A 13884-nucleotide genomic window follows, 5' to 3' on the forward strand; every position below is an offset into this window, starting at 1 on the left:
CATGTCAATGGGGCCTACCGAAAAGGGGCCCGCACGAGTGATCGTGGGGGCCCCTTCCGGCTCTGGCGCCGCGGTCTCAGCCGGCCATGTTGTCGGCCAGCTCCTCGCTGTCGCTGAGGTCGAGGTTCGACTCGGTGCCCGGGATCCCGAGGTCCTGGGCCCGCTTGTCGGCCATCGCCAGCAGGCGGCGGATCCGGCCCGCGACCGCGTCCTTGGTCAGCGGCGGGTCGGCGAGGGCGCCCAGCTCCTCCAGGGAGGCCTGCTTGTGCTCCATGCGCAGCCGGCCGGCGGCGGCGAGGTGCTCGGGGACCTCCTCGGCGAGGATCTCCAGGGCGCGCTGGACCCGCGCTCCGGCGGCCACCGCGGCCCGCGCCGAGCGGCGCAGGTTGGCGTCGTCGAAGTTGGCCAGGCGGTTGGCGGTGGCGCGCACCTCGCGCCGCATCCGCCGCTCCTCCCAGGCCAGCACCGAGTCGTGGGCGCCGAGCCGGGTCAGCAGGGCGCCGATGGCGTCCCCGTCCCGTACGACGACCCGGTCCACGCCGCGGACCTCGCGGGCCTTCGCGGCGATGGAGAGCCGGCGGGCGGCACCGACCAGGGCCAGGGCGGCCTCCGGACCGGGGCAGGTGACCTCCAGGGAGGAGGAGCGCCCCGGCTCGGTCAGGGAGCCGTGGGCCAGGAAGGCCCCGCGCCAGGCCGCCTCGGCGTCGCAGGTGGCCCCGGAGACCACCTGCGGGGGGAGACCCCGGATCGGACGGCCGCGGCCGTCCACGAGGCCGGTCTGGCGGGCCAGCTGGTCGCCGCCGGCGACCACGCGGACCACGTACCGGTTGCCCCGGCGCAGACCGCCCGGAGCCATGATCACCAGATCCGAGGAGTGCCCGAAGATCTCCAGAATGTCCTTGCGCAGGCGGCGGGCCGCGATCCCCGCGTCCAGTTCCGCCTCGATGACGATCCGGCCGCTCACCAGGTGCAACCCGCCCGCGAACCGAAGGATCGCCGAGACCTCCGCCTTCCTGCAGCAGGTGCGGGTGACAGGCAGGCGGGCGATCTCATCCTTCACCGCGGGCGTCATCGCCATGGGCCGATCCTTCCATGCATCCGAAAAATACGGTCGTACGCGGCGGCGAGCAGCTCCGGATCATGCTTCGGAGAGCCGTCCTGCCTGGCAACCGGCGCCAGCTCGACCGCGGCGCCGAACCGTTTTGCGGCATCGGCGAGGGACTCGCGATCGGGCACGGCAGCCTGATCGGCCAGCACCACGTCCAGGGCGAGTTTAGGGGCGTGTCGGGCCAAAACCTCCAAATGACGCTGCGGAGAGAAGCCCTCTGTTTCGCCGGGTTGTGGCGCGAGGTTCAGCGAGAGCACCCTGCGGGCCTTCGTCTCGATCAGCGCGTCGAGCAGTTCGGGCACCAGCAGGTGCGGAATCACCGAGGAGAACCAGGACCCCGGACCGAGCACGACCCAGTCCGCGTCGAGCACCGCCGCGACCGCTTCCGGCACCGCCGGCGGGTCGCTCGGCACCACCTGCACGGAGAGCACCTCGCCGGGGGTCAGCGCCACGGTGGCCTGTCCCCGTACGGTGTCCACGTCCTCGGGGCGGGCCGGATCGTGCCCCTTGACCAGGGCCTGGAGCTCCAGCGGGACCGCCGACATCGGCAGCACCCGGCCCTGGGCGCCGAGCAGCTTGCCGACGAGGTCCAGGGCCTGGACGGGGTCGCCGAGCTGTTCCCACAGGGCCACGATCAGCAGATTGCCGACGGCGTGCTCGTGCAGGTCGCCCTGGGACTGGAAGCGGTGCTGGATGACCCGCGACCAGGTCTGGCCCCAGTCGTCGTCACCGCACAGCGCGGCCAGCGCCTTGCGCAGGTCCCCGGGCGGCAGGACGCCGAGCTCCTCGCGCAGCCTGCCGCTGGAGCCGCCGTCGTCGGCGACGGTGACGACGGCGGTCAGCTCGCCCGTGATCCGGCGCAGGGCGGTCAGCGAGGCCGAGAGGCCCATGCCGCCGCCGAGCGCCACGACCTTGGGTGCGGCATGGGCCTCGCCCCGGCGCAGGCCCGTACGGCCCGTGCCGCCCTCGACCTGGCCGGTGGTGAGCCGGCGCAGGCGGCGGAGCCGCATGGTACGTCCGGTCACTCGCGCCCCATGTCCCTGTGGACGACGACGGTCTCGACCCCTTCGGAGGCGAGGCGTGCGGCGAGCTTCTCCGACATGGCGACACTGCGGTGCTTGCCGCCGGTGCAGCCGACCGCGATGGTCACGTACCGCTTGCCCTCGCGGCGGTAGCCGGTGGCGATCAGCTGGAGCAGCTCCGTGTAGCGGTCCAGGAACTCCTTGGCGCCGGGCTGGCTGAAGACGTAGCCCGACACCTCCTCGTTCAGGCCGGTGAAGGGGCGCAGCTCCGGGACCCAGTGCGGGTTGGGGATGAAGCGGCAGTCGACGACGAGGTCGGCGTCGACGGGGAGGCCGTACTTGAAACCGAAGGACATGACGGTGGCCCGCAGCTCGGGCTCCTCGTCGCCGGCGAACCGGGCGTCCATCTTGGCGCGCAGCTCGTGCACGTTCAGGCTGGAGGTGTCGATGACCAGGTCGGCGTCGCCGCGCAGCTCGCGCAGCAGGTCGCGCTCGGCGGCGATGCCGTCGACGATGCGGCCGTCGCCCTGGAGCGGGTGGGGGCGGCGGACCCCCTCGAAGCGGCGGACGAGGGCTTCGTCCGAGGACTCCAGGAAGACGATCCGCCGGGTGACCCCGCGGGTCTCCAGGTCGGCGAGGGATTCGCGCAGCGCGTCGAAGAACTGGCGGCCCCTGACGTCGACGACGACGGCGATGCGCGCCACGTTGCCCTGCGAGCGGGCGCCGAGTTCCACCATGGTGGTGATCAGCGCGGGCGGGAGGTTGTCGACGACGAACCAGCCGAGGTCCTCCAGGCACTTGGCCGCCGTACTGCGGCCGGCCCCGGACATTCCGGAGATGATCACCAGCTCGGGGATGGCCGCCTCGGCGGTATCTCCGGGCTCCACTGTCGTGCCCGTACTCACCTGTGCTCCGTCTCGGTCGTACTCGGATGCGATGTCGTGCCCGGAATCCTGCTCGGATCCTCGGTCGTGCCGGGTTTCGCGCTCGGTCATTGCTCGGTCCCCCGATCGGATGCTGCTCCCGCGGACGCGGGGGTCTCATCCTCAATGATCTCCCCGGTCGCCGTATTGACGGCGGGACCGGCGGGAACCGCCTGGGCGAGGGCCGCGACCACGGTCTCGGCCGTCTTGCGGCCTATGCCCGGGACCTCGCAGATCTGATCGATTGTCGCCTGTCTGAGCTTTTTCACCGAACCGAAGTGTTTGATCAAGGCCAGCCTGCGGCTCTCGCCGAGCCCGGGGACCTCGTCGAGGGGCCCGGCCTTCAGGCGTTTGCCCCGCTTGTTGCGCTGGTACTGGATGGCGAACCGGTGGGCTTCGTCACGGACCCGCTGGAGCAGGTACAGGCCCTCGCTGCTGCGGGGCAGCACCACCGGGTCGTCCTCCCCGGGCAGCCAGACCTCTTCCAGCCGCTTGGCGAGGCCGCACACGGCGACGTCGTCGATCCCCAGCTCCTCCAGGGCCCGCTTGGCGGCGGCCACCTGGGGCTGCCCGCCGTCGACCACGACGAGCTGCGGCGGGTAGGCGAAGCGCTTGGGGCGCCCGTCGTCCTCGGCCGCGTCCTGTTCGACTTCGCCGCCCACGACACCCGGGGCGCCCGCGGCGACCGCGTCCTCGTCGGGTGACCACTCCCCCGTCTTCAGCTTCTCCTGGAGGTAGCGGCGGAAGCGCCGGGAGACCACCTCGTGCATGGAGCGGACGTCGTCCTGCCCCTCGAAGGATTTGATCTGGAAGCGCCGGTACTCGCCCTTGCGCGCCAGTCCGTCCTCGAAGACGACCATCGAGGCCACGACGTCGTCGCCCTGGAGGTGGGAGATGTCGAAGCACTCGATGCGCAGCGGCGCGCCGTCCAGCTCCAGCGCCTCGGCGATCTCCTCCAGGGCCCGCGAGCGGGTGGTGAGGTCGGCGGCCCGCTTGGTCTTGTGCAGGGCGAGGGACTGCTGCGCGTTGCGGTGGACGGTCTCCATCAGCGCCTTCTTGTCCCCGCGCTGCGGGATGCGCAGGCTCACCTGCGAACCGCGCCGCTCGGCGAGCCACTGGCTCAGGGCCGGGGTGTCCTCGGGGAGCGCCGGGACCAGCACCTCCTTGGGGACGGACTCGCCCTTCTCCTCCCCGTACAGCTGCTGGAGGGCGTGCTCGACGAGCCCGGCGGTGTCGACGGCCTCCACCTTGTCGGTGACCCAGCCGCGCTGGCCCCTGACCCGGCCGCCGCGGACGTGGAAGATCTGCACGGCCGCTTCGAGCTCGTCCTCGGCGACCGCGAACAGGTCGGCGTCGGTGGCGTCGGCGAGCACGACCGCGTTCTTCTCCATCGCCCGGCGCAGGGCCCCTATGTCGTCGCGCAGCCTGGCGGCCTTCTCGTACTCCATCTCCTCCGCGGCCTCGTGCATCTGCTGTTCGAGGCGGGTGAGGTAGGTGCCGGTGCGGCCGGCCATGAAGTCGCAGAAGTCCTCGGCGAGTTCGCGGTGCTCCTCCGGGGTGACCCGGCCGACGCAGGGCGCGGAGCACTTGCCGATGTAACCGAGCAGACAGGGGCGGCCGATCTGGGCGGACCGCTTGAACACCCCGGCGGAGCAGGTGCGGACGGGGAAGACCCGGAGCATCAGGTCGACGGTCTCGCGGATGGCCCAGGCGTGCCCGTACGGGCCGAAGTAGCGCACGCCCTTCTTCTTGGGCCCGCGCATGACCTGGACCCGCGGGTAGTCCTCGTTCATGGTGACGGCGAGGGAGGGGTAGCTCTTGTCGTCCCGGTACTTGACGTTGAACCGGGGGTCGAACTCCTTGATCCAGGAGTACTCGAGCTGGAGCGCCTCGACCTCGGTGGAGACCACGGTCCACTCGACGGAGGCGGCCGTGGTCACCATCGTGGCGGTACGGGGGTGCAGCCCGGCGAGGTCCTGGAAGTAACTGGCCAGCCGTTGGCGCAGGCTCTTGGCCTTCCCGACGTAGATCACCCGGCGGTGCTCGTCGCGGAACTTGTAGACCCCCGGGGAGTCGGGGATCTGTCCCGGCTCGGGGCGGTAACTGGAAGGGTCGGCCATGCCAACCACCCTACTGTCGCCCGCCGACAACCGGGCCTCAGGCCCGCAGGGTCCGGCCGCCGGCAGGCGGCCGGACCCCTGGGTGGCTACGCCCGCACCACCCGCTGCCGCCGGGCGCGCCGGGCGGCCACCGCGCCGGCCGCGCCCAGCGCCAGAGCCACGGCTCCGGCGGTCATCGGGAGTCCGGCGGGAGCGGAGGCGGAGGCTTCCTCGGCCGTGGCTTCCGTGGGGGCGAAGCCACCGGCCTTGCCGGACTTGCCGTAGGCGGATCCCGGCAGCTTGTCCCCGTAGGCCTTCACGACCCGCGTCCGGTAGGCGGCCAGGCTCGTGCCCTGCGCGCCGACGGCCGTCGCCGCGTCCTCGTCCAGGGGCAGGACCCGGTCGCCGCCGGCCACGTACCAGGCGTCGATCTGCGGTTCGCGGAACACGGTCCCGCCGGGGAGTTTCGCCGCGCCGATCCGTGCGTAGCGGAACTCGTCGTCGCCGGTGGCGATGTTCACCACCTGCCAGCCCGCCGCGGTCTGCGCGGTCCACAGGGCGGCCTGCTGTCCGTCCGAGGAGACGGCCTTGCTGGCGAGGAACTCCAGCCGGGCCACGTCGGCGCCCGCCTTCCCCGCGACGAACTCCGGGGAGAGGTAGTGCACGGGGACCGTCTCGCCCTCGATGCGGGGCTGCGCGGCGGCGAGCGAGACCTTGCCCTCGCGGGCGAAGAAGCGGGACAGGGTGGCGAGGGTGTCGGGGGCCGCCGCCGTCCGCCCTGCGGCGGCCAGGTTCTCGGCGGTGGCGGTCTGGGGCTGCGGAACGGGCGCCGCGGACGCCTGGGTGGGGGCCAGGGCCAGTACGGCGGTCGCGGCGACGGCCGCGGCGGCGAGGCGGCCGTTCATGAGGCGGAGAGCCATGGGGTCACGCCCCGATCCGGTAGAGCGAGTGGGTCCAGGAGAAGGTGCTGTTGTCCACGTACCAGGCGTGGGAGGCCCAGTTGTAGCGGTCGCTGGAGGGCCACGGGTCTCCCCAGTACACCCAGCTGTTCGCGGTGTCGTAGCCGTAGATCACGTGCATGTGGCCGCCGCCGTTGGACCACTGGATGCGGGTCTCGATCGGGCGGTTGGCGTTGATCTCGGTCTGGACGGTGGAGTACTGGAGCCAGCCGTTCACGTAGGAGCCGGAGTTGATGCCGGCCCAGCGCAGGGCGGTCTGCACGTTGGCCAGGTTGGCCTGGTTGTTGGGGCAGTCGTAGCCCTGCTGGCGGTTGAAGGCCGCGTTGCAGAACTGGTTCTGGCTGTAGCTGCGGCCGAACCAGGTGGCGATGGTGTTGCCCGAGGCGGCCCAGCACCAGTTGGTCTTCTGCTGGGCCTGCATGGTGATGTTCAGCCGCTTGGACGCCAGGGCCGAAGTCTCGGCGGGTGCGGCGGCAGCGGAGGAGGAGGTGGCGGTCGTGGTGCCCGTACCGGCGGCGGCATCGGCGGCGGTGGCGGCAGCGGTCGGCAGGGTGAGGAGCAGGGCGGTGACGAAGGCGGCGAGGGTGAGCCGCCGGTTTCTGTTGCGCATCGCGTTCCTCCCGAGGTGGGGAGTGGGGGTGGAGGAGCGCGTCCGGACGCTGTGGAGGAGCATCAGGGTGTTGTCGGGAACAGGTCAACACGCTTCAATACGGCGTGACATCGCGGTGTGAACGGTGGGGCCAGAGTGTGAACGTCCGCCGTCACCCCACCTGGACCCACCGGGACCACGGGCGCCACCCGCCGGACCGCCCGCACCCCGTCGCGTGAACGTTCACAGGAGGAGCCGCCATGCGGTCGAGCGCGAACGGCACCTTCTCGGACAGCGCCCCCGCGGACGGCACCCCCTCGGACAGCGCCCGCGCCGACGGCGCCCGGGACCTGCCGCACCTGCTGCGCGCGGGCCCCTTCCACCTCGCGCTCCGCGCCGCACTCGCCGCCCGCGGCCTGCCCCTGCACCGGGTGCAGCACCGGCTCGCCGCCCGCGGCATCAAGCTCGGGGTGACCAGCCTCAGTTACTGGCAGCAGGGTGCCCGGCGGCCGGGCCGCCCCGAGTCCCTGAAGGCCGTACGGGCCCTGGAGCAGATCCTGGAACTGCCCGAGGGCGCCCTGCTGCGGCTGCTGGCCGCGCCGGATCCCGCCGCCCCCGGGACGGCCCGGCCGCCCGCGCGCTCGTACCGGGCGCTGTTCAGCGCGGGCGCGGCCGCGGAGGCGCTGCTCGCCGGCATGGAGCTGCCCGCCGACGGCGGCCTGCACACCGTCGGCCACCACGAGCGGGTGCGGATCGGGCCCGCCGGGGAGCTGCTCGGCCGCGAATCGCAGCACGTCGTACGGGCCCACCGGGACGGGGTCGACCGGTACGTCGCGGTCCACCAGGGCGACCCGGGCTGCGATCCGGAGCGGATCCGGGTACGGGCCGTCGAGAACTGCCGGACCGGGCGGATCCGCCGCCACCCCGAAGCGGAGCTGGTCGTCGCCGAGCTGCTCTTCGACGCCCGGCTGCGCGCCGGGGACACCCACGTCTTCGGCTACGGCTTCGAGGACGGCACCGCCGGCCGCAGCAGCGAGTACGTGCGCGGCTTCAGCTATACGGGCGGGCAGTACGTGCTCCAGGTCCGCTTCGACGAGGCGGCGCTGCCGGTGCGCTGCCGCCGCTTCACGCGCAGCGGGCCGGACGCGCCGCGCGGGCGACTCGCCGACCTCAACCCGAGCGGCCCGCACCGGGCCGTGCACCTGGTGGAGCAGGGGGTGCGGCGGGGGATCCTGGGGATCGGGTGGGACTGGGAGTGACCCCGGGCGCCGGTCAGCCCGCGATGAGCTTGCCGCCCTCGGCCCGGACCGGGACCTCCGGCAGCGGGTCGGTCGCCGGGCCCTGCAGGACCTTGCCCGTGGTCACGTCGAAGCGGCTGCCGTGGCAGGGGCAGTTCCCCTCACCCTTGACGATCTTGTCCAGGACGCAGCCGGCGTGGGTGCACTGGGCGCTGAAGGCCTTGTACTGTCCCGCCTCCTGGCAGCTGACGATCAGCTTCTTCTCCCGGTACAGCTTCGCGCCCCCCACCGGGACCTCGGCCGCCGCGCCCAGCTCCACGGGCTCGGCGGGCACCGCGGGGCTGCCGTTGCCGCTGTTGCCCTCGGTGGAGCAGGCCGTGAGCGCCGCTCCGGCACCCACGGCCCCGGCGAGCGCGGCCGCGCCCTTGAGGACGGTACGGCGGGCGGCGGACTGCGACGCGGACATGCGATTCTCCAAGAGGTGCTGGCTGGGCCGGGTCCACCCGACGATACCGAAGCCCGATGGGGTACCTTCCCCCGCGTGATCGTCGTCGGTGGAGAAGCCCTGATCGACCTGGTGCCCGTCGAACGGCCGCCGGGCGCCCTGCTGCCGCGGCCGGGCGGCGGACCGTACAACACCGCGCTCGCGCTGGCCCGGCTCGGCGCACCCGTCGCCTTCTGCTCCCGGATCTCGACGGACGGCTTCGGCGCCTCGCTGCTCGACGGGCTGCGCACGGCCGGGGTGGACCTCTCCCTGGTCCAGCGCGGACCGGAGCCGACCACGCTGGCGGTGCCCTCGCTGGCCCCGGACGGCTCGGCGGCGTACGGGTTCTACGTCGAGGGCACGGCCGACCGGCTGTTCCGGCTGCCGCCCGCGCTCCCCGAGGGCGTACGGGCCCTCGCGCTCGGCACCTGTTCGCTGGTGCTGGAGCCGGGGGCGAGCGCCTACGAGACCCTGCTGCGCCGGGAAGCCGGACGCGGGCTGCCGACCTTGCTCGACCCCAACATCCGCCCGGCGCTGATCGCCGACCCGGCGGCCTACCGGGCCCGCTTCCTGTCCTGGCTGCCGCACGTCGGCGTGCTGAAGCTGTCGGAGGAGGACGCGGCGTGGCTGGGCGGCCGCCCGGCCGACTGGCTGGCGGCGGGGCCCTCGGCGGTGGTGCTCACCCGGGGGGCCGGTGGCCTGACCGTGTGGACGCGGGAGGGGGCGGAGCACTCGGTGCCCGCGCGCCGGGTCGCGGTGGTGGACACCATCGGCGCGGGCGACACCGTGAACGCGGCCCTGCTGCACCGGCTCACGGCCGGCGCGGGGGGCCCGGGCCCGGTCGACTGGCCCGAGGTGCTGTCCTACGCCGCCGCGGCGGCCGCGCTGACCTGCACCCGGGCGGGCGCGGAGCCTCCGTACGTCTCCGAGCTCAGCGGAGGGCGGCCCACACCGTAGCGGCCACGGCGGGGGCGAACTCCTCGACCGGCCCGACGGTGTCGGGACCGGAGAAGTGCAGGAAGAAGGCGCGCTGGAAGCAGGCGCCGAGCAGCAGCGCGGCAGCGGCCGCCGGGTCGGCGTCGGGGCGCAGCCGGCCGCGTTCGAGCTCGCGGACCAGATGGCCGGTGAGGACCTCCAGGACCACGTGCGGACCCGCGCCGATGCTCCGTACGCCCTCGCGGTGGCGGGTGAGCAGGACGGGATCGGCGAAGAGCGAGCCGAACATGGGCATGGCGTCGGCGTAGAAGAGCGAGGCGTACCGGGCGATCTCGGTCAGCCGGTCCTCGACCGGCTGGTCCCCCGGATCGGTGGTCATGGCCGCCATCATCGCGCCGGCGTTGGGGCGGCGCTCCATCAGCACGCGCACGAACAGCTCTTCCTTGTTCGCGAAGTATTTGTAGAGCGCGGCTTCCGAGCAGCCCGCCTCACGGGCGATGGCCTTCGTGGTCGCGCTGGCCAGGCCGGTCGTGCGCATCAGGTTCTCGGCCGCATCGAGCAGGCGCTCCGGAGTGGACCGGCTTGACTTTGGGGTGAGCATTCACTCACCCTAGCGGAAGCGGGGGTGAGTGAATACTCACCCACCCCTGGCGCGTCACGCCTTACATGCCATGCCTCACACGACATGCGTCACATGAATGCGGGAGCCAGGATGAAACTCACGGTGTTCGGAGCCACGGGCGGGATCGGCCACGAAGCGGTCCGGCAGGCACTGGAAGCGGGCCACGAGGTGACGGCGGTCGTCCGCGACCCGGCGCGACTCGACGTACCGGCGCACGAGCGGCTGCGGGTGACGGTGGTACGGGACCTGTCCGACGAGGATGCGCTCGTGCGGGTGCTGGAAGGGCAGGAGGCGGTGGTCTCCGCGCTCGGCCCGACGAGCAACAAGCAGGCCAGGCTCAGCCCGATCGCGGGTCCGGCCCTGCGGTCGATCGTCTCCGCGATGGACCGGGCCGGGGTGAGCCGCCTGTCGGCGGTCAGCGCGGCGCCGCTGGGTCCGGAATCTCCGGAGGACGGAGCGCTCACCCGGGTGCTGGTCTACCCGTTGCTGCGCAGGGCGCTGCGGGACGTGTACGCGGACCTCGCGGTCATGGAGGCGGCGATCGCCGCCAGCCGTACCCAATGGACGGTGATCCGGCCGCCGCGGCTGCTGGACCGGCCGTTCACGGGGACCTACCGGCGGGCCGTCGACGCCAACGTCCCGGGAGGCAAGGTGATCGCCCGGGCGGACGTCGCCGACGCCCTCCTGACCACCCTGTCCGACCCGTCGACCTCGGGCCACGCCATCGGCGTCGCCGCCTGAGCTCCCGCAACGGGGGCGGGAGGCGGTCCCGGGGGTGGCGGCGCACCCTGGAACGGGTCGCCGCCACCTGGAGGGCTAGGCCTTGCGGGCTCGGGCGGTCTTCTTCGCAGCAGCCGGGGCCGCCGCCTTCTTGGCCGCCGCCGGGGCCGCCGCCTTCTTGCGCGCGGCCGTCTTCTTCGCCGGCTTCGCCGGAGCCGCCGGGGCGGCGCCCTCCAGGACCCGGTCCGCGCCCAGGATGTCGCGCAGGAACTTGCCCGTGTGGCTCGCGCCCACCGAAGCGACCTGCTCCGGCGTGCCCTCGGCGACGACGAGGCCGCCTCCGTACCCGCCCTCGGGGCCCATGTCCACGACCCAGTCCGCGGTCTTGACGACATCGAGGTTGTGCTCGATGACGATCACCGTGTTGCCCTTGTCGACCAGCCCCGACAGCACCTTGATCAGCTTCGAGATGTCCTCGAAGTGCAGACCCGTCGTCGGCTCGTCCAGGACGTACACCGTCCGCCCAGTCGACCGCTTCTGGAGCTCCGAGGCCAGCTTCACGCGCTGCGCCTCGCCGCCCGACAGGGTCGGCGCCGACTGGCCGAGGCGGACGTACCCGAGCCCCACCTCGTTCAGCGTCTTCAGGTGCCGCGAGATCGTGGGGACGGCCTCGAAGAAGCCCGCGGCCTCCTCGATCGGCATGTTCAGGACCTCGGCGATGGACTTGCCCTTGTAGTGGACCTCCAGCGTCTCCCGGTTGTACCGGTCGCCGTGGCAGACCTCGCACGGGACGTACACGTCCGGCAGGAAGTTCATCTCGATCTTGATCGTGCCGTCGCCGGAGCAGTTCTCGCACCGGCCGCCCTTCACGTTGAAGGAGAAGCGGCCCGGCAGGTAGCCGCGCACCTTCGCCTCCATCGTCTCCGCGAAGAGCTTGCGGACGTGGTCGAAGACACCGGTGTACGTGGCCGGGTTGGACCGGGGGGTCCGGCCGATCGGCGACTGGTCCACGTGCACGACCTTGTCGACGAGCTCGTCGCCGTCCACCCGCGTGTGCCGTCCCGGCACCGAACGCGCGCCGTTGAGCTCGCGGGCGAGGTGCGTGTACAGGATGTCGTTGACCAGCGTCGACTTGCCCGAGCCCGATACGCCCGTCACCGCCGTGAGGACGCCCAGCGGGAAGGACACGTCGATGTCCCGCAGGTTGTTCTCCTTGGCGCCGTGGACCGTGAGCTTGCGCGACGGGTCCACGGGACGGCGCACGTCCGGGAGCGGGATGGACCGCTTGCCGGACAGGTACTGGCCGGTGATCGACTCGGGGTTCCTCAGCAGCTCCTTCAGCGAACCGCTGTGCACGACCTTGCCGCCGTGCTCGCCGGCGCCGGGGCCGATGTCCACGACCCAGTCGGCCACCTTGATGGTGTCCTCGTCGTGCTCGACGACGATGAGGGTGTTGCCCATGTCCCGCAGCCGGACGAGGGTCTCGATCAGACGGTGGTTGTCCCGCTGGTGGAGGCCGATGGAGGGCTCGTCCAGCACGTACAGCACGCCCACCAGGCCGGAGCCGATCTGGGTGGCGAGGCGGATGCGCTGGGCCTCGCCGCCCGAGAGGGTGCCGGCGGCGCGGTTGAGGGAGAGGTAGTCCAGGCCGACGTCGACGAGGAAGCGCAGGCGCTCGTTGACCTCCTTGAGGACCCGCTCGGCGATCTTCTTGTCGCGGGCGTCGAGCTTGAGGAGACCGAGGAAGTCCGCGCACTCGCTGATCGACATCGCGGCGACGTCGGCGATCGAGCGGTCCATCACCGTCACCGCGAGCACGATCGGCTTGAGCCGGGTGCCCTGGCAGGTGGGACAGGGCACCTCGCGCATGTAGCCCTCGAAGCGCTCGCGGCTGGTGTCGCTCTCGGACTCCGCGTGGCGGCGCTTGACGAACGGCACCGCGCCCTCGAAGGCCGTGGTGTAGGCCCGCTCGCGCCCGTACCGGTTGCGGTAGCGGACCTCGATCTGGGTCTTGTGGCCGTAGAGCAGGGCCTTCTTCGCCCGCAGCGGCAGTCCGGCCCACGCGATGTCGGTGCGGAAGCCGAGCTCCCCGGCGAGCGCGCCGATCAGCCGCTGGAAGTAGTCCTTGGTGTGGCCGAGCGCCCACGGCGAGACCGCGCCCTCGTCCAGGGACTTGTCCTCGTCCGGAACGATCAGCTCCGGGTCCACCTCCATGCGCGTACCGATGCCGGTGCACTCGGGGCAGGCGCCGAAGGGCGAGTTGAAGGAGAAGGAGCGCGGCTCCAGCTCCTCGAAGGAGAGGTCGTCGTACGGGCAGTAGAGGTGCTCGGAGTACATCCGCTCACGCTCGGGGTCGTCCTCCGCGAGGTCGACGAAGTCCAGGATCACCATGCCGCCCGACAGCCCGAGGGCGGTCTCCACGGAGTCCGTCAGCCGGCGCTTGGCGCTGTCCTTGACGGTGAGGCGGTCGATGACCACCTCGATGGTGTGCTTCTCCTGCTTCTTCAGCGTGGGCGGCTCGGAGAGCTGGATCGTCTCCCCGTCCACCCGGGCGCGGCTGTAGCCCTTGGTCTGGAGGTCGGCGAAGAGGTCGACGAACTCGCCCTTGCGCTCGCGCACCAGCGGCGAGAGCACCTGGAAGCGGCTGCCCTCGGGCAGTGCGAGCACCTTGTCGACGATCGCCTGCGGCGACTGCCGCGAGATCGGACGGCTGCACTCGGGGCAGTGGGGCTTGCCGATGCGCGCGAAGAGCAGGCGGAGGTAGTCGTAGACCTCGGTGATGGTGCCGACGGTGGAGCGCGGGTTGCGCGAGGTGGACTTCTGGTCGATGGAGACGGCCGGGGAGAGGCCCTCGATGAAGTCGACGTCGGGCTTGTCCATCTGCCCGAGGAACTGGCGGGCGTACGAGGAGAGCGACTCGACGTAGCGGCGCTGGCCCTCGGCGAAGATCGTGTCGAAGGCCAGGGAGGACTTGCCCGACCCGGAGAGTCCGGTGAAGACGATGAGCGAGTCGCGCGGCAGGTCAAGAGAAACGTTCTTGAGGTTGTGCTCGCGAGCGCCACGAACGATGAGACGGTCGGTCACGCCGGTCCGCACCTTTCTTGAGAGAGCGGGGGCACTGGCCCCCGTCCCAGGGTATTGGGGGGCGCCTCTGCGGTGGAGTGGGAGACTGGACTCCGAGCGT

At 72.1% G+C, this 13884-nt stretch carries 12 protein-coding genes; 3 read left to right on the forward strand and 9 right to left on the reverse strand.

Annotated features, from left to right (window positions below; all coding sequences use genetic code 11):
* Positions 1-76: 76 nt before the first annotated feature.
* The 6 genes from whiA to ACFRU2_RS33710 all read right to left on the reverse strand — a co-directional run bounded on the left by whiA (position 77) and on the right by ACFRU2_RS33710 (position 6721).
* The gene (gene whiA, locus ACFRU2_RS33685; protein ID WP_112449750.1) at positions 77-1078 is read right to left on the reverse strand and encodes a DNA-binding protein WhiA; all 1002 of its coding nucleotides are present in this window, start codon (positions 1076-1078) and stop codon (positions 77-79) included.
* Positions 1069-2133, reverse strand: coding sequence for a uridine diphosphate-N-acetylglucosamine-binding protein YvcK (gene yvcK, locus ACFRU2_RS33690; protein ID WP_382979606.1), 1065 nt, complete (start codon positions 2131-2133; stop codon positions 1069-1071). The genes whiA and yvcK overlap by 10 nt, the downstream gene beginning before the upstream one ends.
* Positions 2130-3125, reverse strand: coding sequence for an RNase adapter RapZ (gene rapZ, locus ACFRU2_RS33695; protein WP_250742326.1), 996 nt, complete (start codon positions 3123-3125; stop codon positions 2130-2132). The genes yvcK and rapZ overlap by 4 nt, the downstream gene beginning before the upstream one ends.
* Positions 3122-5173 carry an excinuclease ABC subunit UvrC gene (gene uvrC / locus ACFRU2_RS33700; RefSeq protein ID WP_382979609.1) on the reverse strand — a complete coding sequence of 684 codons (2052 nt, stop codon included), beginning with the start codon at positions 5171-5173 and terminating at the stop codon, positions 3122-3124. Before uvrC ends, rapZ begins: the two co-directional genes overlap by 4 nt.
* 86 nt (positions 5174-5259) lie before the next feature.
* Complete coding sequence (locus tag ACFRU2_RS33705) at positions 5260-6072, reverse strand: hypothetical protein (protein ID WP_382979611.1); 813 nt, start codon at positions 6070-6072, stop codon at positions 5260-5262.
* Positions 6073-6076: 4 nt separating this feature from the next.
* Positions 6077-6721: a papain-like cysteine protease family protein gene (locus ACFRU2_RS33710; protein WP_382979613.1), complete on the reverse strand. Its 645-nt coding sequence runs from the start codon at positions 6719-6721 to the stop codon at positions 6077-6079.
* A gap of 239 nt (positions 6722-6960) precedes the next feature.
* Between ACFRU2_RS33710 and ACFRU2_RS33715 the strand changes: the two genes are divergently transcribed.
* Positions 6961-7959, forward strand: a complete 999-nt coding sequence (locus tag ACFRU2_RS33715; RefSeq protein ID WP_382979615.1) for a hypothetical protein — start codon at positions 6961-6963, stop codon at positions 7957-7959.
* Between the two features lie 13 nt (positions 7960-7972).
* Here the strand turns inward: ACFRU2_RS33715 and ACFRU2_RS33720 are convergent, their stop codons facing one another.
* Positions 7973-8404, reverse strand: a complete 432-nt coding sequence (locus ACFRU2_RS33720; protein WP_351439099.1) for a Rieske (2Fe-2S) protein — start codon at positions 8402-8404, stop codon at positions 7973-7975.
* A 75-nt stretch (positions 8405-8479) separates the two neighbouring features.
* On the opposite strand from ACFRU2_RS33720, the gene ACFRU2_RS33725 reads away from it, so the two are divergent.
* The gene (locus tag ACFRU2_RS33725; protein ID WP_382979617.1) at positions 8480-9379 is read left to right on the forward strand and encodes a carbohydrate kinase; all 900 of its coding nucleotides are present in this window, start codon (positions 8480-8482) and stop codon (positions 9377-9379) included.
* Here the strand turns inward: ACFRU2_RS33725 and ACFRU2_RS33730 are convergent.
* The gene (locus ACFRU2_RS33730; RefSeq protein ID WP_382979619.1) at positions 9354-9959 is read right to left on the reverse strand and encodes a TetR/AcrR family transcriptional regulator; all 606 of its coding nucleotides are present in this window, start codon (positions 9957-9959) and stop codon (positions 9354-9356) included. The two genes, ACFRU2_RS33725 and ACFRU2_RS33730, sit on opposite strands and share 26 nt — an antisense overlap.
* 111 nt (positions 9960-10070) lie before the next feature.
* Here ACFRU2_RS33730 and ACFRU2_RS33735 point away from each other — a divergent pair, with 111 nt between their 5' ends.
* Positions 10071-10721, forward strand: a complete 651-nt coding sequence (locus ACFRU2_RS33735) for an NAD(P)-dependent oxidoreductase (protein WP_382979621.1) — start codon at positions 10071-10073, stop codon at positions 10719-10721.
* A 75-nt stretch (positions 10722-10796) separates the two neighbouring features.
* Here the strand turns inward: ACFRU2_RS33735 and uvrA are convergent, their stop codons facing one another.
* Positions 10797-13784 carry an excinuclease ABC subunit UvrA gene (gene uvrA / locus ACFRU2_RS33740; protein ID WP_382979623.1) on the reverse strand — a complete coding sequence of 996 codons (2988 nt, stop codon included), beginning with the start codon at positions 13782-13784 and terminating at the stop codon, positions 10797-10799.
* Positions 13785-13884 lie beyond the last annotated feature (100 nt).

This window comes from Streptomyces sp. NPDC056883 (assembly GCF_042788835.1).
Classification (GTDB): Bacteria; Actinomycetota; Actinomycetes; order Streptomycetales; family Streptomycetaceae; genus Streptomyces; species Streptomyces stoeckheimensis.